22 protein-coding genes and 7 pseudogenes are annotated in these 21346 nt (G+C 70.9%); 13 read left to right on the top strand and 16 right to left on the bottom strand.

The window, feature by feature from the left end:
* Nucleotides 1-94: 94 nt before the first annotated feature.
* Entirely contained in the window at nt 95-442 is a 348-nt protein-coding gene (locus ACZ561_RS39040; RefSeq protein ID WP_471004739.1) for a hypothetical protein, read from the bottom strand.
* Between the two features lie 56 nt (nt 443-498).
* On the opposite strand from ACZ561_RS39040, the gene ACZ561_RS39045 reads away from it, so the two are divergent.
* The 6 genes and pseudogenes from ACZ561_RS39045 (at nt 499) to ACZ561_RS39070 (ending at nt 5316) form a co-directional block, all read left to right on the top strand.
* A complete protein-coding gene (locus ACZ561_RS39045) occupies nt 499-699 on the top strand; it encodes a VOC family protein (RefSeq protein ID WP_471004741.1) in 201 nt (66 codons plus the stop codon).
* A 278-nt stretch (nt 700-977) separates the two neighbouring features.
* Complete coding sequence (locus ACZ561_RS39050; RefSeq protein ID WP_471004743.1) at nt 978-1868, top strand: SDR family NAD(P)-dependent oxidoreductase; 891 nt, start codon at nt 978-980, stop codon at nt 1866-1868.
* 62 nt (nt 1869-1930) lie between these two features.
* A complete protein-coding gene (locus ACZ561_RS39055; RefSeq protein WP_471004745.1) occupies nt 1931-2509 on the top strand; it encodes a TetR/AcrR family transcriptional regulator in 579 nt (192 codons plus the stop codon).
* A 536-nt stretch (nt 2510-3045) separates the two neighbouring features.
* Nucleotides 3046-3721 (top strand): annotated as a pseudogene (locus tag ACZ561_RS39060) (flavodoxin family protein).
* A 25-nt stretch (nt 3722-3746) separates the two neighbouring features.
* Nucleotides 3747-4661, top strand: a complete 915-nt coding sequence (locus ACZ561_RS39065; protein ID WP_471004747.1) for a hypothetical protein — start codon at nt 3747-3749, stop codon at nt 4659-4661.
* A 145-nt stretch (nt 4662-4806) separates the two neighbouring features.
* Nucleotides 4807-5316 (top strand): DM13 domain-containing protein, encoded by a 510-nt coding sequence (locus ACZ561_RS39070; protein ID WP_471004749.1) that lies wholly within the window; start codon nt 4807-4809, stop codon nt 5314-5316.
* A gap of 89 nt (nt 5317-5405) precedes the next feature.
* Here ACZ561_RS39070 and ACZ561_RS39075 read toward each other — a convergent pair whose 3' ends face one another.
* The 7 genes and pseudogenes from ACZ561_RS39075 to ACZ561_RS39105 form a co-directional block, all read right to left on the bottom strand.
* Nucleotides 5406-5720 (bottom strand): hypothetical protein, encoded by a 315-nt coding sequence (locus tag ACZ561_RS39075; RefSeq protein ID WP_471004750.1) that lies wholly within the window; start codon nt 5718-5720, stop codon nt 5406-5408.
* The gene (locus tag ACZ561_RS39080) at nt 5681-6748 is read right to left on the bottom strand and encodes a hypothetical protein (RefSeq protein ID WP_471004752.1); all 1068 of its coding nucleotides are present in this window, start codon (nt 6746-6748) and stop codon (nt 5681-5683) included. Before ACZ561_RS39080 ends, ACZ561_RS39075 begins: the two co-directional genes overlap by 40 nt.
* Nucleotides 6741-8420, bottom strand: a complete 1680-nt coding sequence (locus ACZ561_RS39085) for an NAD(P)/FAD-dependent oxidoreductase (RefSeq protein ID WP_471004754.1) — start codon at nt 8418-8420, stop codon at nt 6741-6743. Before ACZ561_RS39085 ends, ACZ561_RS39080 begins: the two co-directional genes overlap by 8 nt.
* Before the next feature lie 41 nt (nt 8421-8461).
* Nucleotides 8462-8695, bottom strand: coding sequence for an anti-sigma factor family protein (locus ACZ561_RS39090; RefSeq protein ID WP_469176400.1), 234 nt, complete (start codon nt 8693-8695; stop codon nt 8462-8464).
* Nucleotides 8692-9366 (bottom strand): RNA polymerase sigma factor, encoded by a 675-nt coding sequence (locus ACZ561_RS39095; RefSeq protein WP_471004756.1) that lies wholly within the window; start codon nt 9364-9366, stop codon nt 8692-8694. The genes ACZ561_RS39090 and ACZ561_RS39095 overlap by 4 nt, the downstream gene beginning before the upstream one ends.
* 123 nt (nt 9367-9489) lie before the next feature.
* Nucleotides 9490-9720 carry an anti-sigma factor family protein gene (locus ACZ561_RS39100; RefSeq protein ID WP_471004758.1) on the bottom strand — a complete coding sequence of 77 codons (231 nt, stop codon included), beginning with the start codon at nt 9718-9720 and terminating at the stop codon, nt 9490-9492.
* Between the two features lie 74 nt (nt 9721-9794).
* Nucleotides 9795-9929 (bottom strand): annotated as a pseudogene (locus tag ACZ561_RS39105) (aromatic-ring hydroxylase C-terminal domain-containing protein); the annotation flags it as partial.
* Between the two features lie 80 nt (nt 9930-10009).
* Here ACZ561_RS39105 and ACZ561_RS39110 point away from each other — a divergent pair.
* Nucleotides 10010-10897, top strand: a pseudogene (locus ACZ561_RS39110) (GTP-binding protein); the annotation flags it as partial.
* 347 nt (nt 10898-11244) lie between these two features.
* On the top strand, nt 11245-11859 hold the full coding sequence (locus tag ACZ561_RS39115) for a class I SAM-dependent methyltransferase (RefSeq protein WP_471004760.1): 615 nt from the start codon (nt 11245-11247) through the stop codon (nt 11857-11859).
* A gap of 882 nt (nt 11860-12741) precedes the next feature.
* Here ACZ561_RS39115 and ACZ561_RS39120 read toward each other — a convergent pair.
* On the bottom strand, nt 12742-13383 hold the full coding sequence (locus ACZ561_RS39120; protein WP_471004762.1) for a TetR/AcrR family transcriptional regulator: 642 nt from the start codon (nt 13381-13383) through the stop codon (nt 12742-12744).
* Nucleotides 13384-13463: 80 nt separating this feature from the next.
* Here ACZ561_RS39120 and ACZ561_RS39125 point away from each other — a divergent pair, with 80 nt between their 5' ends.
* Nucleotides 13464-14978, top strand: coding sequence for a serine hydrolase domain-containing protein (locus ACZ561_RS39125; protein ID WP_471004764.1), 1515 nt, complete (start codon nt 13464-13466; stop codon nt 14976-14978).
* A 73-nt stretch (nt 14979-15051) separates the two neighbouring features.
* On the opposite strand, the gene ACZ561_RS39130 is transcribed toward ACZ561_RS39125, so the two are convergent.
* On the bottom strand, nt 15052-15318 hold the full coding sequence (locus tag ACZ561_RS39130; protein WP_471004766.1) for a twin-arginine translocase TatA/TatE family subunit: 267 nt from the start codon (nt 15316-15318) through the stop codon (nt 15052-15054).
* Between the two features lie 212 nt (nt 15319-15530).
* Here ACZ561_RS39130 and ACZ561_RS39135 point away from each other — a divergent pair, with 212 nt between their 5' ends.
* The gene (locus tag ACZ561_RS39135) at nt 15531-15935 is read left to right on the top strand and encodes a BlaI/MecI/CopY family transcriptional regulator (protein WP_471004768.1); all 405 of its coding nucleotides are present in this window, start codon (nt 15531-15533) and stop codon (nt 15933-15935) included.
* A 4-nt stretch (nt 15936-15939) separates the two neighbouring features.
* A complete protein-coding gene (locus ACZ561_RS39140; protein ID WP_471004770.1) occupies nt 15940-16869 on the top strand; it encodes a M56 family metallopeptidase in 930 nt (309 codons plus the stop codon).
* A 28-nt stretch (nt 16870-16897) separates the two neighbouring features.
* Here the strand turns inward: ACZ561_RS39140 and ACZ561_RS39145 are convergent, their stop codons facing one another.
* Both ACZ561_RS39145 and ACZ561_RS39150 read right to left on the bottom strand, forming a co-directional pair.
* The gene (locus ACZ561_RS39145) at nt 16898-17893 is read right to left on the bottom strand and encodes a hypothetical protein (RefSeq protein WP_471004772.1); all 996 of its coding nucleotides are present in this window, start codon (nt 17891-17893) and stop codon (nt 16898-16900) included.
* A 124-nt stretch (nt 17894-18017) separates the two neighbouring features.
* Nucleotides 18018-18389: pseudogene (locus tag ACZ561_RS39150) on the bottom strand (tellurite resistance TerB family protein); the annotation flags it as partial.
* 3 nt (nt 18390-18392) lie between these two features.
* On the opposite strand from ACZ561_RS39150, the pseudogene ACZ561_RS39155 reads away from it, so the two are divergent.
* Nucleotides 18393-18818: pseudogene (locus tag ACZ561_RS39155) on the top strand (CBS domain-containing protein); the annotation flags it as partial.
* Between the two features lie 82 nt (nt 18819-18900).
* Here the strand turns inward: ACZ561_RS39155 and ACZ561_RS39160 are convergent.
* Nucleotides 18901-19128 carry a hypothetical protein gene (locus ACZ561_RS39160; RefSeq protein WP_471004774.1) on the bottom strand — a complete coding sequence of 76 codons (228 nt, stop codon included), beginning with the start codon at nt 19126-19128 and terminating at the stop codon, nt 18901-18903.
* Here ACZ561_RS39160 and ACZ561_RS39165 point away from each other — a divergent pair.
* A pseudogene (locus ACZ561_RS39165) lies at nt 19112-19307 on the top strand (cytochrome P450); the annotation flags it as partial. The gene ACZ561_RS39160 and the pseudogene ACZ561_RS39165 overlap by 17 nt on opposite strands.
* On the opposite strand, the gene ACZ561_RS39170 reads toward ACZ561_RS39165, so the two are convergent.
* The 3 genes and pseudogenes from ACZ561_RS39170 to ACZ561_RS39180 form a co-directional block, all read right to left on the bottom strand.
* Nucleotides 19288-19659, bottom strand: coding sequence for a hypothetical protein (locus ACZ561_RS39170; RefSeq protein WP_471004776.1), 372 nt, complete (start codon nt 19657-19659; stop codon nt 19288-19290). The pseudogene ACZ561_RS39165 and the gene ACZ561_RS39170 sit on opposite strands and share 20 nt — an antisense overlap.
* Nucleotides 19660-19691: 32 nt before the next feature.
* Nucleotides 19692-19979, bottom strand: a pseudogene (locus tag ACZ561_RS39175) (HNH endonuclease); the annotation flags it as partial.
* Nucleotides 19980-20051: 72 nt separating this feature from the next.
* A complete protein-coding gene (locus ACZ561_RS39180; protein WP_471004778.1) occupies nt 20052-21311 on the bottom strand; it encodes a hypothetical protein in 1260 nt (419 codons plus the stop codon).
* Between the last annotated feature and the right edge of the window lie 35 nt (nt 21312-21346).

The raw sequence follows: 21346 nt of genomic DNA on the forward strand, positions 1-21346 counted from the left end.
GCGCGCAGAGCGCGGGAGGTGACGCCGAGGCGGGCGCGCAGGAGGGATCGCAGCGGGCCCGGGCTCTCGTAACCCACGCGGCGGGCCACGGCTGTCAACGGGAGGCTCGTGGTGCGCAGCACATGGGAGGCCTGCTCGACGCGCAGGTCCTGGACCAGCTGGATCGGGAATCGGGGATCGGGGATCGGGGATCGGGGATCGGGGATCGGCCGAGGGTGCGGGAGACCGTACGCTGCAGGGTCCGTTCGCTCACGCCGAGTTCCTCGGCCGCCTCCAGGATGGACACCGGCTCGCCGAGCCGGGCCCGGACCCACTGCTCGAAGGCGGAAACCAGCGGATTGTAGCGGGCCAGCGCACTCGGAATGGCGTACGCGGCCCGGCTCGCCCGGTCGTCGACGACCAGGTAGCGGCGAACCAGATCCGCCAGCGCTGAGCTGCGCATCGCCACGATGGCCAGCGCGAGATCGAGATGGCTGAAGGCCGCGCCTGCGTACGAGGTTGCGGCCGCGCCGGCTGATCCATTTCAAGGTCCGCGACCTGAAGGCCGCCACGGAGGCAGCAGTCCAACACGGCGGCAGTCTCGTCCCGGACGACGGCTCCTGGCCGACGGCCGACGGGCAGGTCACCGTAGGCGATCCGGCAGGCGCCCTGTTCACGCTCGACCAGTCGCTCACCGCCCCATGGCCCGTCACGCTCTGACCGCGGGGGGCAGGACCCGGCAGGGACGAGGTGGAGTGCCCGGCCTGCGAAGGGTGCCGACCGCCCTGTCGGACTCCAGTTCTGGCTGGTGAGGGCCTCGTGTCGAGGGTCACGTAATTCCCCCGGGGCAATTCCCGGCGCGCTCGGGCTCTTAGCGGCGACATGCCCCCGGCACTGCCTGGTCGGCCGACCGGACTGCAGCTAAGGGGATAGTTCATCCGATTGTGTTACGGTCCAGGAAGTGGATGAAGTATCCGCATGGCTGGATGGAGGATCGTATGACGAAGACAGCTGTGGTCACGGCCGGGACGGGCGGCATCGGACTGGAGACGGCTCTGGGGCTGGCCGGGGCCGGTTTCTCAGTCACCGTGGTCGGGCGCAACACCGACCGCGGCGCCCAGGCGGTCGAGCGAATCAATACGACGAACCCGGCACACGCCGCCCGATTCCTGCCGGCCGATCTCGGCTCGCTCGACCAGGTGCGTTCGCTCGCCGAGCGGATTGCCGCCGAGCATGCCGCCTCTGGCGAACCGCTGACCGTGCTGGTCAACAACGTCGGGGCGATGTTCCCGGAGCGCCGGACCCTGGGCGGGATCGAAGCGTCGTTCGTCGTTAACCACCTCTCGCCGTACCTACTGACGGAACTGCTGCTGCCCACGCTGACGGCCGGGGCCCCCAGCAGGATCGTGAACGTGACCTCTGGTGCGGCCGGGCTGGGAAAGCGGGCCTTCGCCGCCGTCGAGCCGCCCGGCGGCTACTACGGCTTCCACTGGTACGGCCGCGCCAAGCTCGCCAACCTCGCCTACACGCTCGACCTGGCCACCCGGCTGGAAGGCACTGGTGTTTCCGTCTTCGCCGCCGACCCCGGAGGCGCCGCGACCGACATGACCAACGGCACCCTGTCCGACCCGAAGATCGTCTCCCCGGCCCTGCGGCTGCTGTGGCCGCTGGTACGCCGCACCTTCGAACGCTCCACCTCGGGACCGGCCTCCCTTGCCGCCCGGCCCTCGATCGTCGCCGCCACCGACGACGCCCTTGAGGGCCGGACCGGCATCGTCATCGGCGCCCAGGCGCACCCGGTGACGCCGCTGCACGCAGCCACAGACCCCCGCGTCGCCGAGGCCGTGCGCCGACTCAGCGAACGGCACGCACCCCTCACAACCGCCTGACCCGCCGGGCGACGGGTACCGGCAGCGGCATCCGGATGAGCCATCCGATTAACATGTCCCCTATGACGACGCCCCTGCGCAAGGACGCAGCCCGCAACTGGGACCGGATCGTCGCTGTCGCCCGTGCCCTGGTCGACCAGGGCACACCCCTGCAGCTGAACGACGTCGCCGGCCGCGCCGGACTCGGAGTCGCCACCGTCTACCGGCACTTCGCCACCCCCGAGGCACTGCTGGAGACCGTCGCCGCTCCCTGCCTGGAAGCCCTGGCCGCCCACGGCCGGCAGGCGCTGGCCGACACCGACCCCTGGCACGCGCTCGAAGGCTTCCTGCTCCGCACCGTCGAAGCTCAGGTCACCGACGCCTCCCTGGGCCCGGTCGCCGCCACAGCCACCGACACCCTGCCACACACCACAGAACTCAAAAGTGCCCTTCAGTCAGCCGGCACCGCACTCCTCGACCGGGCCCGCGACGCCGGAGCCGTCCGACGTGACCTGGCCGCAGCCGACCTCGTCCCGCTCATGTGCGGCATCGCCTACGCCGTCAACGTCCACGGCGGCACACCCGCCGACCGGATCGACACCGCACACCGCTACCTGGCCACACTTCTCGAAGGACTGCGCGCCACACCACAGCACGCGTGAGACCATCGCCCGCGCACCACCTGGGGTGATCCGTGCGGCCTCAGCCGGTGCCGCTAAGTCCGACCGCCCGGCGCGAGTTGGCTGACCTGCATGTCACACAGGTCCACGACCGCCGCCCCCTGGGGAAATCGTGATCACGAGGGCGGGGGGCGCCGGTGGAGGTGCCTACGGCGATGACGGCGGTCGCGGCGATGGCCAGGTCCATCCGTCCGGTGGCCGCCAGCCAGCCGAGTGCGACCCAAATCGCGCCGAACATCAGCCCGCTGACGGCCGCGCCGAGCAGCGTTCCGTGGCGACGACTCGCCCGCCCCGGACGGCTACGGCCAAGCGGCCTGATCAGGCGAAGCAGACAGCTCGTCCGGGAGCTCACGGGGGACCAGCAAGCGAGGTCATCCCGTGGAGCCGCTTGCACGGACCTACTTGGATTCGACCCGCTCAGGGTTCTCGTCCGTGGTTTCGGCGACGTCATATCCGGAGACCCCGCCGACTCGTCCACCCTGCTTGTAACGTTCGGCCGTTCGGCGGCACTGACAGGTATGAGCCATGATGACTTGCGTGCGCTGATCCTCAACTGCACGCTGAAGAAGAGCCCGGAGCGGAGCCGTACGCAGGGCCTGACCGGCCTCGGCTCGCGGATCATGCAGAAGCAGGGCGTGCAGCTCGAGCACCTGCGGCCGATCGACAATGAGATCGCCACCGGGGTGTGGGTCGGACATGACCAAGCACGGCTGGGAGCGCGACGCGTGGCCGTCGATCTACCAGCGGGTGACGGCCGCCGACATCCTCGTCATCGCCGGGGTCGATCTGACTGGGTGACAACAGCTCCGTCGCCAAGCAGGTCATCGAGCGACTCTACGCCTGTTCCGGCCTGCTCAACGAGGGCGGACAGCATGCCTGCTGCGGGAGCGTGGGCTGCTGTCTGATCACCGGCAACGAGGACGGCGCCACGCACTGCGCCATGAACGTCCCCTACAGCCTCCGGCACCTCGGCTATGTCGTCCCGCCGCAGGCGGACGCCGGCTGGATCGGAGGGGCCGGTCCGGCCCCTCGTATCTCGATCCGGGCTCCGGCGGTCCCGCCAACGACGGCACCAAATGGAACACCAGGCCTCGCTGCTCAAGGAACGCCGGTGGCATCCCCGCGCACGGAAACCAGCGGCCGGAGTGGGATGCCGGCTGCCGCTTTGACTTCGAGAACCCGCGATACCGCTGACATCAGCAACGAAAGGCTGAAAGACATGACTGTTCAGACCGTGGAGACCGTTCCCACCTGCGCCTACCCGGGCTGCACCCACGCGCCCGAGCCGAAGGCGCCCGGTGCGGAGGGCCCGGCCTCCCGCTACTGCGACCACCCCGACCACAACGCGCTCGGCGCGTTCCGGAAGTTCCGCGCCAAGCGGCAGCAGCGCAAGGAGGACAAGCGCGCCGCGGCCGAGGCCAAGAAGGGGGCCAAGGAGGAGGCGAAGGTAGCCGCTCAGGTAGCACCGGTCGCCGGGCAGTCGTGGCCCACCTCCTCTGTACCCGGGGCCGAGGTCGTGTCCCAGGAGCACGGACACGCCCCGGCCGCCGAGGCGTCCGCCCCCGCCCCGGCGCCGGAGGAGGCCGTGCACGGTGAGATGGGCTCGGTGGAGGAGGCCATGGAGGCGATGGAGGCCGTGGCCTCCATGGCGATGGCCGATTGTGGCGACGGCGCCCAGTCCCGCGACACCGTCGTCGCGCTCATCAGGCAGCTCTCCGCCGATCTTCCCGCCTACATCGAGGAGCTGGCGATCATCACCGACTCCGCAGCGGCCGAGGCGCGCATCGAGACGGTCACCCGCGCCTCCGCGCAGCGGATCCTCACTGCCGAGGAGCGCAGCACGCTCGCGGAGGAGGCGGCCGATATGGCCGTCGCCGCGCTCGACGCCGCGACCCAGAGGTTCGCCGAGGAGACCACCGCGATCCGTGAGGAGGCCGCGCACAAGATCGCCGACGCCGAGTTCGTCCGGGCCGAGCTGGAGCGCTACCGCGAGCGCGTCGGCATGCTCGAAGTCCGGCTCGACGCCGTCCGCGACGAGGCCGACGAGCTGCGCCGCGCCCGCGCGGCCGCTCCCGCAGCCACGAGCTCCCCGACCACCCCTGCTGAGCAGGCGCACCACGCCGAGAACTGCTGAAAGTCGTAGACGGACCGGAGCGGCGGACGTTGATCTGTAACGTTCGCCGCTCTTTCCGTCTCTGAATGCCCAGTGCCCAGGGCGCCGAGGCAGTCGTCGATGCCGCCTCCGCGCCCACGAACACCGAGAAGAAACGGAAACCCTCATGTGCCGTAGCAAGCGCCGCAACGCCCTCTGGATCACCACCGCCGCCGTCGTCGTCGTGGCCGCCGTCGCCCTGTACCTCTTCCAGCCCTGGAAGCTGTTCACCACGGACCGCGTGGACGAGGCGCCTCCCGCGGCCGCCGGCCGGCAGGCGGGCACCGCCAAGCAGGTGGCGAACGGGACGTTCGTCTCACACGAGCACGAGACCAGCGGCTCGGCCGAGATCCAGCAGCTCGCCGACGGGAAGGCGACCCTGCGCCTGACGAACCTGCGCACCTCCGACGGCCCGGCCCTGCACGTGTGGCTCAGTGACCAGCCGGTCAACAAGGACGGCGGCGGCAACCTCGACGACGGCAAGCACATCGACCTCGGCGACCTCAAGGGCAACGAGGGCAACCAGAACTACGCGATCCCCGCCGGCACCGACCTGAACAAGTTCTCCACGGTGACCATCTGGTGCGAGCGCTTCAGCGTCTCCTTCGGCGCGGCCGAGCTGAAGCAGCGCGCCTGACGGAGCCGGGTCGCACGGAAAAGCCGAGGAGCGGGTGGCAGATCGCCACCCGCTCCTCGGCTTTCCGGATCCTCCGGGGCCAACAGCCCTCACGACACCAGGATCGGGATGAGCAGCGCCACGCACGCGGTCAGGCTCCACAGCGCGGGTGCCGCGCTCAGCGTCTGCTCGTGACGCGCCGCCGCCCGCGCCGCGGCGGCCTCGCTGCGGGACTGGTGCCACGGGCCGACCCGCTCCTCCAACCGCTGGTACACCAGGCCGAGTACGGCGCCGTAGGCGAGGTGGCCGACGAGCGAGGGGAAGGACCCGGCCAGCGCGGCGGCGCCCCACCGGGGCGCTTCGCCGAGCAGTACGGGGAGCAGCGTCAGATTGCCCAGGACCCACCAGAGGAAGCCGTACGACACCCCCAGCCGATTCCCGAGGCCGGGTCGAAGCTGCGCCGGCGGAAGAAGACCGCGTACGTGACGCCTACGACCTGCGAGATCAGCAGGTGGATGACGAGGCCCACGGCCTCGGACTGCGAGCCGACCAGGGTGGCGACGGTCGGCAGGAAGCCCACGGCGACCATGACCCCGGTGAAGATCGCGCCTCCGGCCAGTCCGGCGATGACGCCGTGCCAGACCGAGATCACCCGCCCACCGGCCAGGCGCCCTTCCAGCGCGTGCCGTGCGTCGTCCGAGAACACCGCCCGCGACAGGCCGCCCAGCCAGCCGGTGAGCAGGGCCGTACCGGCGCCCGACAGCAGGAAGCCGGGCAGGGACACCACCGCGGTACGCACCGCGTCCGGCGTCCACTGAAGGCCCCGGCCGGCCAGCAGGGGCGCGACCGTCACCGATGCGAGCACCCACCACGCGAAGCCGAAGGCGGCGCCGCGTACCAGGGCCGGGCCGCCGCCCTCGCCGGGGTCGCCGAAGATCACCGCGTACGAGGCACCGAGCAACACCCCGACGATCAGCCCGTTCCAGCCGAGGCACAGCACCGGGGCGACCACCAGCCCGGCGACCGACGCGCGCACCAGGAGGCCGGGCCCGGTCCGGCGCTCCCCGCGTGCCATCAGGGCGATGACGGCGGCCGTGACCGCTCCGTACGCCAGGTGGCCGAGCAGGCTGGGGATCAGCGCCTGCGCCGTCGCCACGTCCCAGGCCACCGGCCTGCCGAGCAGGAGCGGCAGCAGCGTCAGCGGCCCGAGGAACCACCACAGCACGCCGTACGCGAGCCCCCAGAACAGCAGCTCACGCTGGCGCGTCACGAGCAGCCCGAAGACACCCCCGACGATCGCGGCGATCAGCAGGTGAACGGCGAAACCCACGACGGACGAGTCGGTCCTGACGATGGCCGCGACGGTCGGCAGGAACCCGATCTGCACCATCACCCCGCCGAAGACCAGCCCTCCCGCGAGGCCGGCCAGAGCTCCGAATCCAGCGTTACGCACGACGGTCCTCCTTCTTCGAAATAGTCGAGGTGGTCGAGAGGGCGATGTCCCTGGGGAAGACGAGGTCGAGGGTCCAGTCAGCGAGGACCCGCAGCCGCTTCTCCACACCGGGCAGCTTGCTCAGGTAGACCCCTCGCCACAGGACCCAGGCGAGAAACCCGGAAACCCGCCGCCCGCCGATCTCGCCGGCGGCCGTACGGTGCCCCAGCGAGACCAGCACGCCGAGCCCGCCGAAGCGGAACGGGACGGGACGGCGACCGCCGAGGACCGCGGCGATGTTCCGCGCCACCGCCTTGCCCTCGCGGATCGCGTGCTGAGCGGTCGGCGGGTAGAAGCCGCCCGCCGGGTCGGGGATCCGCGCGCAGTCGCCCAGCGCCCACAGCCCGGGTGCGCCGGGGACCTGCAAGGTGGGCTCCACGGCGAGCGGCCCAGCAGGCCCCCCAGGCTCCCCAGGCCCCTGCACGACCTGCCGCACCAGCGGGTTCGGCCGGTTGCCCGCCGTCCAGGCCAAGGTGCGGGTCGGGATGGTCTCGCCGGAGTCGAGCGTGATGTCCTCGGCGGTGGCCCTGCTCACCCGTGCGCCGAGACGGAACTCGATGCCCCGCCCGCCGAGTTTGCGCTGCGCGTAGAGCCCGAGCTCCGGCGACAGCTCCGGCAGCAGCCGCTCCCCCGCGTGCACGATCACGAACCGGGGCCGCAGCCCGTGAAGCCGCGGATAGAGGTGGAGCACGTCATGCACCAGGTCGAAGAGCTCGGCCACCAGCTCCGTACCGGCGAAACCGCCGCCCGCCACGACGAACGTCAGCAACCGGGCCTGCTCGGCCGGGTCCGGCTCCAGATCGGCCCGCTCCAGCGCGCCCAGGACCTGGTTGCGCAGCGCCGTCGCGTCCTCCACGGCCTTCATCGGGAAGGCGTGCTCGCCCACGCCCGGAAGGTCGAAGAAGTGCGCCACCCCGCCGACCGCGAGGACCAGATGGTCGTACGGGACGCGGAGTATCCCCTCCTTGCCGGCGGAGACGTACGCGCTGCGCGCCTGCGTGTCGATCGAGGCCACCCGCCCGTGCAGGAAGGAGGCGTGGTCGAGCCCGACACGCAAAGGGGCGCTGACGTGCCTGGCCTCCACCGTGCTGGAGGCGACGCCGACGAGGAGCGGGGTGAAGAGCAGGAAGTTCGAGTCGCTGATCAGCGTCACATGGGCGTCGAGCCCACGGCCGATCCGCCGGTCCAGTTCGCGCGCGGCCCCCACCCCGCCGAAGCCACCACCAACGATCACCACGTGAGGTCTGGCCCGCTGGGGCGCCGGGCGGGGCGGGCGCCAGGTCGACAGGGCGTGGAAGGCGAGTCCGGCGATCGCGCCGGACAGGGCGGCCCCGACGAGCTCGGGGAATCGCGACACGGCCGCCGCGATCGTCCACGACGGCGTGTTCCCCTCAAGGAGGGGAACGAGGGCGAGGGTCCAGGTCACCCAGTCGAGCAGGCCGATGAGCAGACCGACGGAGAAGGCCGAGCCGTTGCTCTGCCGGTGCTCGCCGAAGAGCAGGCCGAGCACCGCTCCCAGCACCATCGTGTGCCCGGCCCACTGGATCCACGGCGGGTCGGTCACGACGGCGACGATCGCACCGCCGGGCAGTCCGGCGACGACGCCGAACAAGAGTGTTCTGAGCAGAGTCATGCACGTTCAGTGCGGGCGCGCCACACGAGCGTTACACGTCGCTACACGTCCCGCTGCCAGTCCCGGAACGCGGAGAGGAGGTGCTGCCTGGCGTCCGACGAGATGCCGTCCGGGGTCAGTTCGCCCGTGGTGGCGATCGTCTGCCGGAACTGGTCGAGGTAGTTCTCGCACCCGGAGCACTCCGCGAGGTGCTCGACGAAACGCCGCTCGTCCCCTTCGGACAAGGCGCCGTCGAGGAACTCCGTCACCAGCTCCACGAAGTCGTTGCAGTTCACGCCCGTCCCCTCCCGCCCGCGATGTCATGGGCATCGGACAAGTACGACTCCAGCTTACGGCGCAGCAGGGCCCTGCCCCGATGGAGGAGGACGCGTTGGTTCCCGGGCGAGATCTCCAGCAGGGAACACACCTCCTCGGAGCCGTATCCGGCGACATCGCGCAGGGTGATCACGGTACGGAGGCGGGGCGGAAGCGCGTCGATCGCCTCCGCGATCACCTCGCGGACCTCGCCGCGCAACACGTGGTCCTCGGGGATGTGCCAGGGACGCGGTTCCTGCCCGGCGACCCAGTGCCCGGCGTACCGCTCGCCGGGGGCGCGGAAGCGCTCGGCGTCGACCGTCGGGCCTTCTTCCTCCTCCGGCAGCAGGCTGGCGAAGGGGACAGTCTTGCTCTCCTTCGTGCCGCGCGCCTTGGCAGTGTTGACGAGGATCCGGTACACCCATGTCTTCAGGGACGCGCGGCCCTCGAAGCCGTTGATGCCCCTGATGACCGCCAGCCAGGTGTCCTGGACCGCTTCCTCGGCGGAGTCCTTGGTCGACACGAACGACATGGCGAGCCGGAGCATGCCGCCCGACCAGGAGTCCAGGACCAAGGCGAACGTCTCCTCGTCACCGTCGCGGAGGCGCTGCACCAGGACCTCGTCCGGGGGCAGTTCGCGTGGGCCCGCCATTGCTCTCTCCTTGCCGGACGTCAACTGGAAGCGCCAGCCTAGGGCAGCGGGACGAGTGCGGACATCCGGGGGTGCGTTCGTTCTTCTCTCGGTAAGAACCTTCACGGCCAGCGGCCGCTGAAGTCATTCGCGCGCCAAGCTGCGGAACGCCCCGAGGAGTTGATCGCGTGCCGCAGCCGGCAGGCCCGGGCCGGGCAGCGCGCCCACAGCCGCGACGGTCTGCCGCAACTGGTCGAGGTACGTCTCGCAGCCCTCGCACCGCGCCAGGTGCACAAGACAACGCAGCTCGGTCGGCTCGCCCATGCAGCCGTCGAGGAACTCGGTCACCAGCTCCACGAACTCGGCACAGTTCATGACACCTCCTGTTCTCGTGCGGCCGACGGACGGTCGACTCCTCGCCGGCTCATCCCGGTGAGGATCGACGCCTATCATGCTCCTGTCGCGGCGCCGAACCACCGGGGCAGAGCGTCGAGCAGCTCCGCCTGGTTCTCTCCGACCGAGGCCACATGGCCGTCCGCGCGCAGCAGGACGGCAGGGGCGCCCTCCTGGGCTTCGTCGACCACGGACGAGGCAGGACCGGAGAGCCGGTAGCCGCGCTGCTGCGGCCCGGAAACGCGGGCCGCAACCTCGCACGGGAGATTTTCGCGAAGGCCGGTTCGACTACCTGCTCATCGAGTCCAGCGGCATCTCCGAACCCATGCCGGTCGCCGCCACGTTCTCCTTCCCCCGGGACGACGGCGCCACCCTCGGCGACCTCGCCCGCCTGGACACGATGGTGACCGTCGTGGACGCCGCGAACTTCCTGGCGGAACTCGCCGGATGCGACGAACTCGTCGCGCGCGGCCTCGACCAGTACGAGGACGACGAACGCACCGTCAGCGACCTGCTCATGGACCAGGTCGAGTTCGCCGACGTGATCGTGCTCAACAAGCTCGACCTGGTCGGCCCCGAAGAGGCGCGCCGGCTCCGCGCCACGCTTTCCCGGCTGAACCCGGAGGCGCGTATCGCCCCCGCCGTACGCGGACAGGTTCCCCTCGAACATGTCCTGGGCACCGGCCTGTTCGATGTCGAGAAGGCGCAGCAGGCCCCGGGCTGGGTGAAGAAGCTCAACGGCGACCACGTGCCGGAGACCGAGGAGTACGGCATCTCCTCGCTTGTGTTCCGCTCCGACCTGCCCTTCCACCCCGAACGGCTGTGGGCCTTCGTCACCAAGGGCCTCGACAGCGGTACCTTCGGGCGCGTCCTGCGCTCCAAGGGGTTCTTCTGGCTCGCCAGCCGGCCCCGGGTGACGGGACTATGGTCCCAGGCCGGCGCCGTCGCCCGGTTCGAACCGTCCGGCGCCCGCGGCCCGGAGACCGCTCAGGGCCAGGAACTGGTCTTCATCGGCACCGGCCTGCGCGCCGACGCCCTCCAGGCGGCCCTGGCGGCCTGCCTGTCGGCTCCGGGCGAGGCCGTTCCCGCCGACGACGACTTCCCCACCTGGGAGACGTACGGCATCGAGGACGCCTGCGAACACGAGCAGGCGGCCTGAAACACCGGCCCCGCACACTCCGGGCCGGACGGTGGTCGCAGCCACGGCACCGTCCGGCCCGGCCCCTTTCGGCAGGCCCTCAGAAGAGCCGGGGCGAGCCCTGAACTCCCCTCCGCAGGGGCCAGGATGGAGGCAAGAGTGACGACGTACGGACCTTTCCTGGGCGCGGTCCAGGAGACACTCCTTATTCCGCTCTACGGGCGGGCGGTGGAACACCGCAAGAAGGACCCCGCGCTGCGCGACGAGCGTGCCGCGGAGATCGTGGCGGCACTCCCCTACGACTTCTCACGCTTCGACGGTCTGCCGAGCCTCGTGGGCACGGTCCTGCGGACGGTCCTGTTCGACAGGTGGGTCAGCGACTTCCTCACGACCCGTCCGGCACGGTCGTCGAGATCGCCACCGGCCTCAACACACGCTACGAACGCGTCGACAACGGCGATGCTCGCTGGTTCGAACTCGACCACCCCGACGTGATCGACGTGGGGCGTTCGTTCTTCACCGACACCCCGCGCCGGACGATGATCGACGCGTCCGTGACCGACAGCGCGTGGACGGAGAGGGTGGCGGCCGACGCCGACGGCCCGTACTTCTTCAGTGCCGAGGCCGTACTGCCCTACCTGGACGAGACCGAGGTCCGCTCCGTCGTCGGCATGCTCGCCGAGCGCTTCCCCGGATCGTGGCTGTCCCTGGACACCGCGGGACCGGCCATCATCGACGACCAGGACCGACATGACGCGCTCAGCAAGGTCGACGCCCGCATGCGATGGTCCTGCGCCGGCCCGGACGTCGTCACACGGTGGTGTCCGGGGACCGAGCTGACCGCCTCCCACACGCTCTCCGCGCTGCCCCCGCGTGCGCACGCCCCTCTTCCCGCCGCCTACCAGGAGATGCTCGCCGGTCTCGCCGAGCAGCGGCTGCCCCATGTGGAGGAGTACCCGCTCAACCTGTTCCGACTTCCGTAGGACCCGACCCGAGTGGGGCGCCGTGAAAACCTCGCGGCGCCCCACTCGCTTTTTGTTGCGTGTCCGTCTCCTACACCATCGCCTCCGGAGCCGGCTCCGGCACGGGCGGGGCGGCGGGCACCGCCCGACGGCGAGCCCGCGCCAGGAGGGCCTCGGGGCGAGGCACCAGGTGAGGGCGAAGATCGCGGTGAGGACGACGACGATGGAGCCGCCTGCGGCCAGACCGTGCGCGTACGACACGTACAGTCCGCCCAGAGTGCAGTCCGCCCAGAGTGCCGAGGCAAGCGAAGGCAACGAGGGCGGTGGCCGCGGTCACCGACGGCCAGTACCGCGGCCTCACCGAAGCCCTGGAGTAGGCCCTGCGCACGGCGAGCCGCCAGAGCGCCCTGGCCCCGGGCCCCACTGCCGACCCACGCGCCGCCGCAGACACCGCCGAAGACATCGAAGCCGAACCCCGCACCCCTCTCCGAGGGCCAACAGGTCTCATTCGTCCTGGTCCCGGCCCCGGCCGCTTCGAAGCCAAGCACATCCAGCCGTGCCCCCCCCCAGGCCACCACACCAAAACACCCGAGGCGCCCACCGAATCCGGTAGGCGCCTCAGGCGTTGTTTCAGCTGTCGGGGCGTGATTTGAACCCACGACCCCTTCGTCCCGAATGAGGTCCGGCAGGGCTCGCGGCCTGGCCATTTCGGCAACAGTGCAGGTCAGTCTGGTGCGCCTCGGTCGGCCTCGGTCTGGGAAGGGGGCTGAGGGAAGATCGTCTCCCAGATTTCTCCCAACGCGGCTGCTGGTGCTTCCGCCGCCTCCCGCCGCCGGACCGTTGCAGGTGCATCGCTGTCGGTGTCAGGAGGTGTTCCCCGAGAAGGAGCCTGTCGATGGCTGCCTATCCCGTGTACTGGCGGCACTCGCCGGTGAAGACGGTGGCGAGTTCGGCGTCGAGCAGGGGGGCCACGAGCAGGGCCACGGGCACCCCCGTGCCCCCCTCCGGCTCGCGGTAGACCTGGAGCGCGAGCCCCTCCATCACGGCGGCGAGGCGCACGGCGGCGGGCAGCGGATCCAAGGGCTCGTCGACCTCGCCGCACTCCTTGCCGTTGTGGACGGCCCGGGCGATGTCCTCGCGCAGCTTCCGGGCGGTCTCGGTGTCGACCTCGGCGAGGGCGGGGGCGTCGAGGGCGCGGCCGGCGAACGCGCGGGCCACGCGGTACTCGGCGCGGCGGGCCTCGTCGAGGGGGATGTACTCGGTCATCACTTCCGCCATGACCCGTGCGATGGGTCGCTTGTGCTGGACACCGTCCCTGATGCGCTCCTCGACGCGTGCGCGGATCCGGGCGGAGATCTCGCGGAAGGCGTGGAGCAGCATCTCGTCCTTGGTGCGGAAGTAGTGCTGCACCAGGCCCACGGACATATCCGCGGTGGCGGCCGTACGCGCGACGGTGACGGCGTCGAGCCCGTGCTCGGAGATCAACCGGCCGACGGCGTCGGCGATCTGACGGCGGCGTTGTTCGTGGTCGGCGGTTCGCGGCACTTGATAACCGTACCAGCGTACGGTTATAACCGTATCCTCATACGGTTATCCGCCCGTGCCCCACGGAAGGACGAGGCCCCATGCCCAGCCTGCTCCGACGCGTCGCCGCAGCGGCGACCTCCCTCCTGCTCGGCCTGCTTCCCTTAGGTGAGGCGTCTGCAGCGGCCAACTCACCTGTCCCGGCGGACCGCTTCGCGGCGATCGACGCCTATGTGCGCGAACGCATGGAAGCCACCCGCACGCCCGGGCTCGCCTATGCCGTGGTGGGCCCCGACGGGCCGGTCCACTCACGTGCCTGGGGTACGGATGGACACGGCGAACGGGTCACGGACGACACGCCGTTCCTGTGGGGCTCGGTCGCCAAGCCGATCGCCGCGAGCGCCGTGATGACGCTCGTGCAGGGCGGACGGCTCCGCCTTGACGACCGGGTCGTCGACCACCTGCCGGCCTTCCGTTTCGGTGGCACGGGCCATGCGGCCCGGGTCACGGTCCGCCATCTGCTCCAGCAGACGGCAGGCATCCCGGAGTCGGCGACCTTCGAGGTCGCGGACTGCGTGGACGCCGACTGTCCGGACGCGACCGCGCGGGTCGCCGCGTTGGACGGCGTACGTCCGCTCGGTCCGCCCGGCACCACGTACGCCTATAGCAGCGCCAACTACCTTGTCCTGGCTGCCGTGGTCGAGTCCGTGACGGGCAGGTCCTTCGCCGATCACCTCCGGGACAGCGTCCTGCGCCCGGCCGGCATGGACGGGGCGATCGCCGACCGGGCGTCCGCCCGTGAGCGGAACCTTCCGCCCGGACACCAGCTCCTGTGGGGCGTGCCGTCCGCGATCGCCGACGGTGTGGACGACGACGGAGCCGCCTACGGCTACACCGGCGGCGACCTGAACGACCTCGCCGCCTTCGCCTCCCTCCAACTTCGGTCGGGGAAGGCTGGCAACGGCACGACGGTCCTCACTCCCGAGTCCGTCCGCCTCATGCGGCAATCCGGCCGACTCCACCAGTCCGGCGAAGACACCGGATACGGGCTCGGCTGGCGCGTCGGCGGCTTGGAGGCCCCGCTCGACACCGCGATCTGGCACACCGGCGCCACTCCCGGCTACTCGGCCATGCTCTTCCTCCTGCCGGAGCAGAACCTCGCTGTCGTCGTCCAGCAGAACCTTCACGGCCTTCTCCATGACGGCAGCGTCATGCAGGTCGGCTTCGGCGCGGCCCGCATCCTCGCCGGAGGCGCCGCTCCCGCCGACGCCCCCTCCGCCGCGACCTACCACGCCACGGTCTGGGGCCTCACCGCCCTTGCCCTCGTCCTCCTCGCGGAGACCTTCCACTCGGTCCGCCTGCTCCGCCGACGGCCCGCGCGCCGCCGCATCGCCCCCACCGTCCTGTGGTGTCTGGCCGGCGCCCTGCCCTGGATCGTCATGGCGGCGGCCTTCGCTCTCATCGGCCCCAGGGCGCTGTGGGCCTGGACGCCCGACGCCTTCATCGCCCTGTGCGCCGCAGTCGCCGCCGGGACCGCCGTCATCACCCTGCGGCTCGCGACCGCGTACGGCGGCAGGGGCGGCGTGCGGCGTCGTACGGCGGCCGGCGCGCCGTGAAGCCTCGTGCTGGGGCTCGGCGTGCGGGGTGGAGGCGCAGGGCGGGCGCGTTACGGATGCGCGGATCGTCGGCTCATGAGCGTACGTTCCCCGAGCCCGGGCCCGGCGAGGCGTCGGGGCGTCCATCGCTCTGCGCGGCCGGGTTCTGCAGGGGGTGGCTGTCGGCGGCCTGGTAGGTGGCCTGCTGCTCTGGGGTGCCGTCGTCCTTCCTGGCCTTGGCCTCGCTCTTGAGGATGCGGGCGGCCTTGCCCGCGTTGCGGGCGAGTTCGGGCAGCTTCTTGGCACCGATGAGGAGGATGACGACGATCAGGATGATCGCTATCTCGCTGATTCCGAACACTGTCTTCCGCTCTCTCAGGAGGTGGCCGTCTCGGAGCTGTAAATCTACAGTGATGTAGAAGGTGCGGGAAGGGCGGGTTCTGGCCGCCCGCCGCGACACTTTCGTAGGACAACGCCACCAACACCACACCAACAGCAGCAGGCCGAGCCGTGTCGTCTCAGTACGATGAACCGCCCCACGGGGGCGGGACGAGTCGGCGGGAGGGCGGCGGAATGACAAAGGACAAGCGAGTGGGCCAGGACGAGTCTCCCCGGCGGCGGGGCCAGGGCGAACTCGAAGCACAGGTGCTTGCCGCACTGCGCGAGGTCGGCGGTGCCCATACCGCCGGGTGGGTGCAGGAGCGGCTCGGCGGCGATCTCGCCTACACGACGGTCATCACCATCCTGACGCGCCTGCATGTGAAAGGTGCCGTGAGCAGGGAGAGGGCCGGCCGCTCCTTCGAGTGGACGGCGGTCGCCGACGAGGCCGGCCTCGCCGCGCTGCGGATGCGGAAGGTCCTCGACGGCGAGGCGAACCGGGACGCGGTCCTGGCCAGCTTCGTGACGGGGCTCTCGCCCCACGACGAGCGCCTGCTGCGTGATCTGCTGGCTCAGGACTCCGAGGAGGGGGAAGACTGACGGCATGGGGGTCTTCGTCTTCCTGCCGCTGGTCCTGCCCTTGACGGCATGGCCGGTCGCGCGACTTGCCGCACACCATCTGCATCCCCGGACGGCCACGCGGCTGCTCACCGGTTTCTCCGGCGTGCTCGCCGTATGCAGCACCCTGTGCCTCGCCCTGCTGATGGTGGTCGGCACCGCGCAGTTGCCGGGCAACCCGCTGCCGGACGGCTGGTCCGACCCCGAGGTGCGTGAGGCCGTCCCGTACGACGAGGTCGCGGGCAAGGCCGCCATCCCCGCTCTGATCGCCGTACTCGTCTCCTGTGCCAGGGCCGCGTGGCGGCACCACCGGGTACGCCGCCGAGCCGGCCGGGCTCTGGCGGGGCTGCCGGGCACCTCCGTCGTGGTGCTCTCCGACGAGTCGCCCTACGCGTACGCCCTTCCCGGCCGGAAGGACCGCGTCGTGGTCACGACGGCGATGCTCGCCACGCTGACCGGGCCCGAGCGCCGCGCGCTGTTCGCCCACGAGCGCGCCCACCTGGAAGCCCGCCACCACAAGTTCCTGCTGACCGTGCAGCTCGCGGCGCGGGCCAACCCGTTCCTGCGGCCCCTGCGGACGGCGGTCACCTACACCACCGAGCGCTGGGCGGACGAGGAGGCCGCCACCAGAGTCGGCAGCCGCCGTGTCGTGGCCCGGGCCGTCGGCAAGGCCGCGCTGGTCTCCCGTGGCGCGCCCTTGGCGACCCTCGCGGGATTCGCCGCGGCCGGCCCAGTACCGCGCCGCGTGGCGGCCCTGCTGGGTCCCGCTCCCGTCGCGCGTGTCTGGCCGTCGATCTTCACCAGCGCGGGCCTGGCCGCATGGGGCGCCGCGGCCGGCACGACGGTCTCCGCGCTCTGCTCGGCGAACTCGGCGGTCACGCTGTTGCTGATTCTGAAGGCCGCGACCCCTCTGTAGGGGGACGTGCGCCGTTCAGGCTGCTCTGTCAGGCGACGAGCGCCCGGATCGGCATGACGATGTAGAGGGCCAGCAGGCCGATGACGGCCACCCCGAGCGGCACGCCGCCACTGGAGAACGTGCCCGACAGGTACGGCAGGGCGGCCAGCACCACGCCCGTGACGACGGCGGCGTGCACGGTCTGGGCGATCGGGGACCACGCCTGTTCCTGGAGGCTGTCGGCCTCCGCCGCGACCGATGTGGGGAGCATGCAGGCCAGCACAAGGAGCAGAGGGAAGAACGCGATGGTCGTCCCGGACAGCGTGAGCCCCCAGTCGCGGTCCACATAGCGGTCCAGCTGCCCACCCTCATCCACCACACCGCCCAACTCGGGTGCGGCGGGCGCCCAGAGGACCTCGACCCGGCTGCCCGGCTTCGGCTTGTCCTTGGTGTAGGCGCCTTGCGAGCGGACCTGGCTGCCGTCCGACAGGGCCAGGATCAGAGTGGCGTGATAACCCGTCACCTCGCCCTCGTCGTCGCGTATCTGCCGGACGTCGGCGACCTCTGCCACCGTGGCCGCCGAGTACCCCGCTCCCGCCTGGACCAGCGAGCGGACGTACTGCGACGTGTGCGAGCGGCCGAGCCCGGCCAGCGCCACGACGGAGACCACAACCAGCAGCCAGACGAGGGCCTGCCGGAGAAAAACCCAGGGCACGCTCTCGTACTCGTACGACGCCAGCCGCCGGAACACCCTGGGCCGCTCCCGCCGACCGGGGGGCACACCCTTCTCCAAGGAGACCGTTGGCGCGTCCGTCTTCCTCGCGTCGGTCCAGTGGAGCGGCATCCAGTAGTAGTTGTCGTCGGACCACCAGACCCAGAGCGCGAGGACTCGCAGCCAGACGAGGCCGACCACGGTCCAGGCCAGCGTCACAAGGCCCGGCGCGGGCAGCGGAACGCCGGTCGGCAGCCCAGCCGTCCACACGGCAAGAACGGCTGCCGCCCCGTACGCGAGCACACCCGATATGCGCACGGACCAGGCCAGCACGATTCTCCCCGGTGATCGACGAAGGTCGAGTATCGCAGCCGGGCGGCTCTCTGACGAGGCATTGTCAATCGGGGGAAGGGGGTGAGGCCCGTGACGACGGGACGGGCCCCACCCCGGACGGGGACTACAGGTCGAACTCGTGCGGCGGGAGGTCGAGGGCGTAGCACGCCTCCCGCACGACCGCCTGCTCGTCCTTGTCGAAGTCGCCGTCGGCACCGCCGATGATGATGCCGATCTGGATGACGGCGCGGGCCTCGGCGGGCTTCTTCTTCGCCTTGGCGACCTCCTGGAGGACGCTGACCTTGCCGAAGTCGAAGTCGGCGGTGAGCTTGTCGCAGTTGGCCTCGAAGCGGCGCTGGAGGTCCTCCGCCGGGAAGTTCTGCAGTACCTCGTTGCTCATGATGAGCTGCGCGACCTTCTGGCGCTCGGATGGATCGATGCTGCCGTCGGCGGCGGCGACGAGCGCGCACATCGCCATGCTGGCGTCACGGAACGCGCAAACAAGACCGACTCACAGCTCATCACCCGCTCGCTGACCGAGCCGCAGACCCCGGTGGCCGAGCTGCGGACCCCGGCCGCCGACTTCGTCACGGTCCCGGCCGAGGCCGACCTCGACGCGGTCCTCGCCCGCGCCGCCGACGCCGACCGCTCCCGCCTCCTGGTCAGGGACGGCGACCGCATCCTCGGTTCCGTCCACGCCCGTGACGCCCTGGTCGCCCGCACCCGCGGCCGTGTCCGAACCGCCCGCGAGCTCGCCCGTCCCGTGCCCGAACTGGCCCCCGACACCACGGTGTCCGAGGCCATCGAGCAGCTGCGCCGCCGCCGTGCCTCGCTCGCCCTCGTAAGAGACGCGCAGGGCGTGCTCACCGGTCTGGTCAGCCTCGACGACCTGTTGGTCAAGATCATGGGGCCACAGACCGTGTGACGCGACCGGCGTCAGCCGACGGCTTTCCAGAACGCGTAGTCGTGGTCCTTGACGAATTCCGCGCGCTTCCATGGGCCCGAGGTCAGCGACTGCATGCCCCGCTCGCCGTCGTGCCCTCGGCGTCGCCGACGGCCCAGACGGTTCCCGGGTAGACCCGGTCGCGGACGAGATCCTCGCGGCGCCCTGCGAGGACCGGGCCTCCTTCCAGGAGCAGATCGACCCCTTCATGGGCGGGGAGGTCAGCGGCGAGGAACTGATCGCGGCCGACACCGCGACCCAGGAGTACCTCGCGCGCCTTCAGCCACGGCATCCACCCGTGCCTGGGGCAGCAGCTCGTCCGCGTCGAGATGCGGGTCGCGTTCCGCGCGTTGATCGAACCGCTTCCCGACCCTGCGCCTGGCCGCGCCGGCCGCGGAGGTCGTCCTTCGCCAGGAGACCGCGGACATCTTCGGGGTGAAGGGCCTCCCGGTCACCTGGGACGCGAAGTGACCGCGGCCCGTCTGACCGCCGACCGGGAACCCTGCATCGGCTCCGGGATGTGCGCCATGACCGCCCCCGACGTCTTCAGCCAGGACCCGACGGCGGCCTCGTGCTCCCGCTCCACGCCGCCCCGCCCACCGCCCACATGGCCGCCGGCCTCTGCCCCGCCATCCACCCAGCCGTAGACCTTCAGGTCTCCCAGGTCACACTCGAGGGTCCACTGCGCGGTGCCTCCGTCGATCCGGGGCGACCTGGTCGACGGGCACCTGTCCGCGCTCGCCGGGCTGCCGGCTGCGACGACGAATCCAGCCGCCAGGACACTGGTCACCGCCGCGGAAGCGAGCGCCTTGCTGAAACGCATCACGGGGTTCCTCCTCTTCTCCGGTCGCACGGCTACGGCGCGGGCGTGTAGTGGACGACGGTGGTCTCGCATGCCTCGGCGTACACCTTCAGGGCGTCGGCCTCGGCCTGGTCGGCGGCAAGGCCCCAGCGGAGCTTGGTGGCGGTCCACTCGCCGACGTAGCGGCAGTGCGCGTCGGGCAGCGGCGGCATCCACTCGGCCGGGTCCCGGTCCGCCTTCGCGCGGTTCGACCGGGCGGTCACGGCGACCAGGCTGGTGGGCGCGTCCTGGTCGTTCGCGTACGCCTCACGGCGCTGCGGCGTCCACGCGCTGGCACCAGCTGGCGGGAAGCGTCATTTGAACCGTGCTGTATTCCCAGCTCCGGATCAGCTGACAGGCACAGGCGGAAACGTTCAGCGGCCGTCGCGGCGCCATTCGTAACGCCACACCGCGTCGAGGTAGCCCTCCTCTTCCAGGGAACCGCGCTGCGGCGGGCCGAGAAGGCGTGCTGCTTCCACGCACCGTTCGTCGTCGTGGAGGGCAAGCCCGTAGACGGCAGCCAGCTGGACCAGACGGTCCGTATCGTCCAGCACAGCTGCCATGGCGTCCGCGAACACGGGATCGTGGTCCCTGCCCTCGGCAACCACGCGGCAGGCGGTCTTCCGTACCACCGCGTCCGGATCGGCCATCAGCCCCAGCAACGCCGTGCGAGCATCGCCGGAAAAGGCCGGCGGCGAGGACAAAACATGGAGCCCTTGTGCCACCGCACGCCGTACCCGGGCATCGGGATGGCCGGCGTGCGGCAGAAGGGCCGCCTCCGCGCGGGGGTCGCTATGTTCTCCAAGAGCGACCAGCACCTCGGTGAGGACGGCGACGTCCGTCTCTGCGGCCGCCCAGCCGGTGAACAGGTCCAGAGCGGGACCAGCAAACGCGTCCTCGTCGCTGTCGTCGAACAGATGAAGGAGACGGAGCACCTCGGCGCCGAACAATCGGCGGGATGGGTCCGGGCTCGTACGCAGTGCCGCCGCAGCGGTCCAGGTAGCCTCTTCTCGCCGTGCACCCAGCTGGAGGCTGGCGCTGCTCCACGTGGCATGGTCCTGGTCGACCTGGGCCAACGCGCGGTCCATCAGCTCTTCGAACGAGGTTCGTTCCCCGAGGAGTTCCTCGACGTAGGTGAGGATCGCCCCATGGCCGTTCCGCACCGTCATGCCACCAAGGGTGAACTCGACGACGCTGTCGTACTCGCCGTCTTGAACCCGCTTGCGGCCGACGGCGTCCCGGGATCCGGTACGGCGTCGCAGCTCGGCCTCGACCCCCGTCTCGTGCCAGCGGCGCGCGAGGTCCTGGGCCTCCAGGAGTTCGGTCTCGGGATACCTGCCGCGGATCTTGCGGTCCAGGAGCGCCTCGAACAGAGCGGGCGAACCCGAGTCGACCGCCTCACTCAGGGGGATGAGGTCATCGGGGCGGCTCTGGCCCGAATCCGCACCGTACTGGAGCAGCAGTTGGGCGATGCGCCCGGCGTGCATCCGGACGGCCAGGCAGAACGCGGCGTCCAGGTAGTCGGAGTCGCTGTGCTCGTGGAGAAGGATCCTCACCAGGTCCGTGTCTCCAGCCTGGACCGCGGAGATCAGGGAGGACTGGCCGTCCACCGCATTGCTCGTACCCGTACCCACGCCCATGATCCTGTTCCCCCGTAGCGTTCTCGCAG

The sequence above is a fragment of the Streptomyces sp. NPDC039609 genome (genome assembly GCF_055596705.1).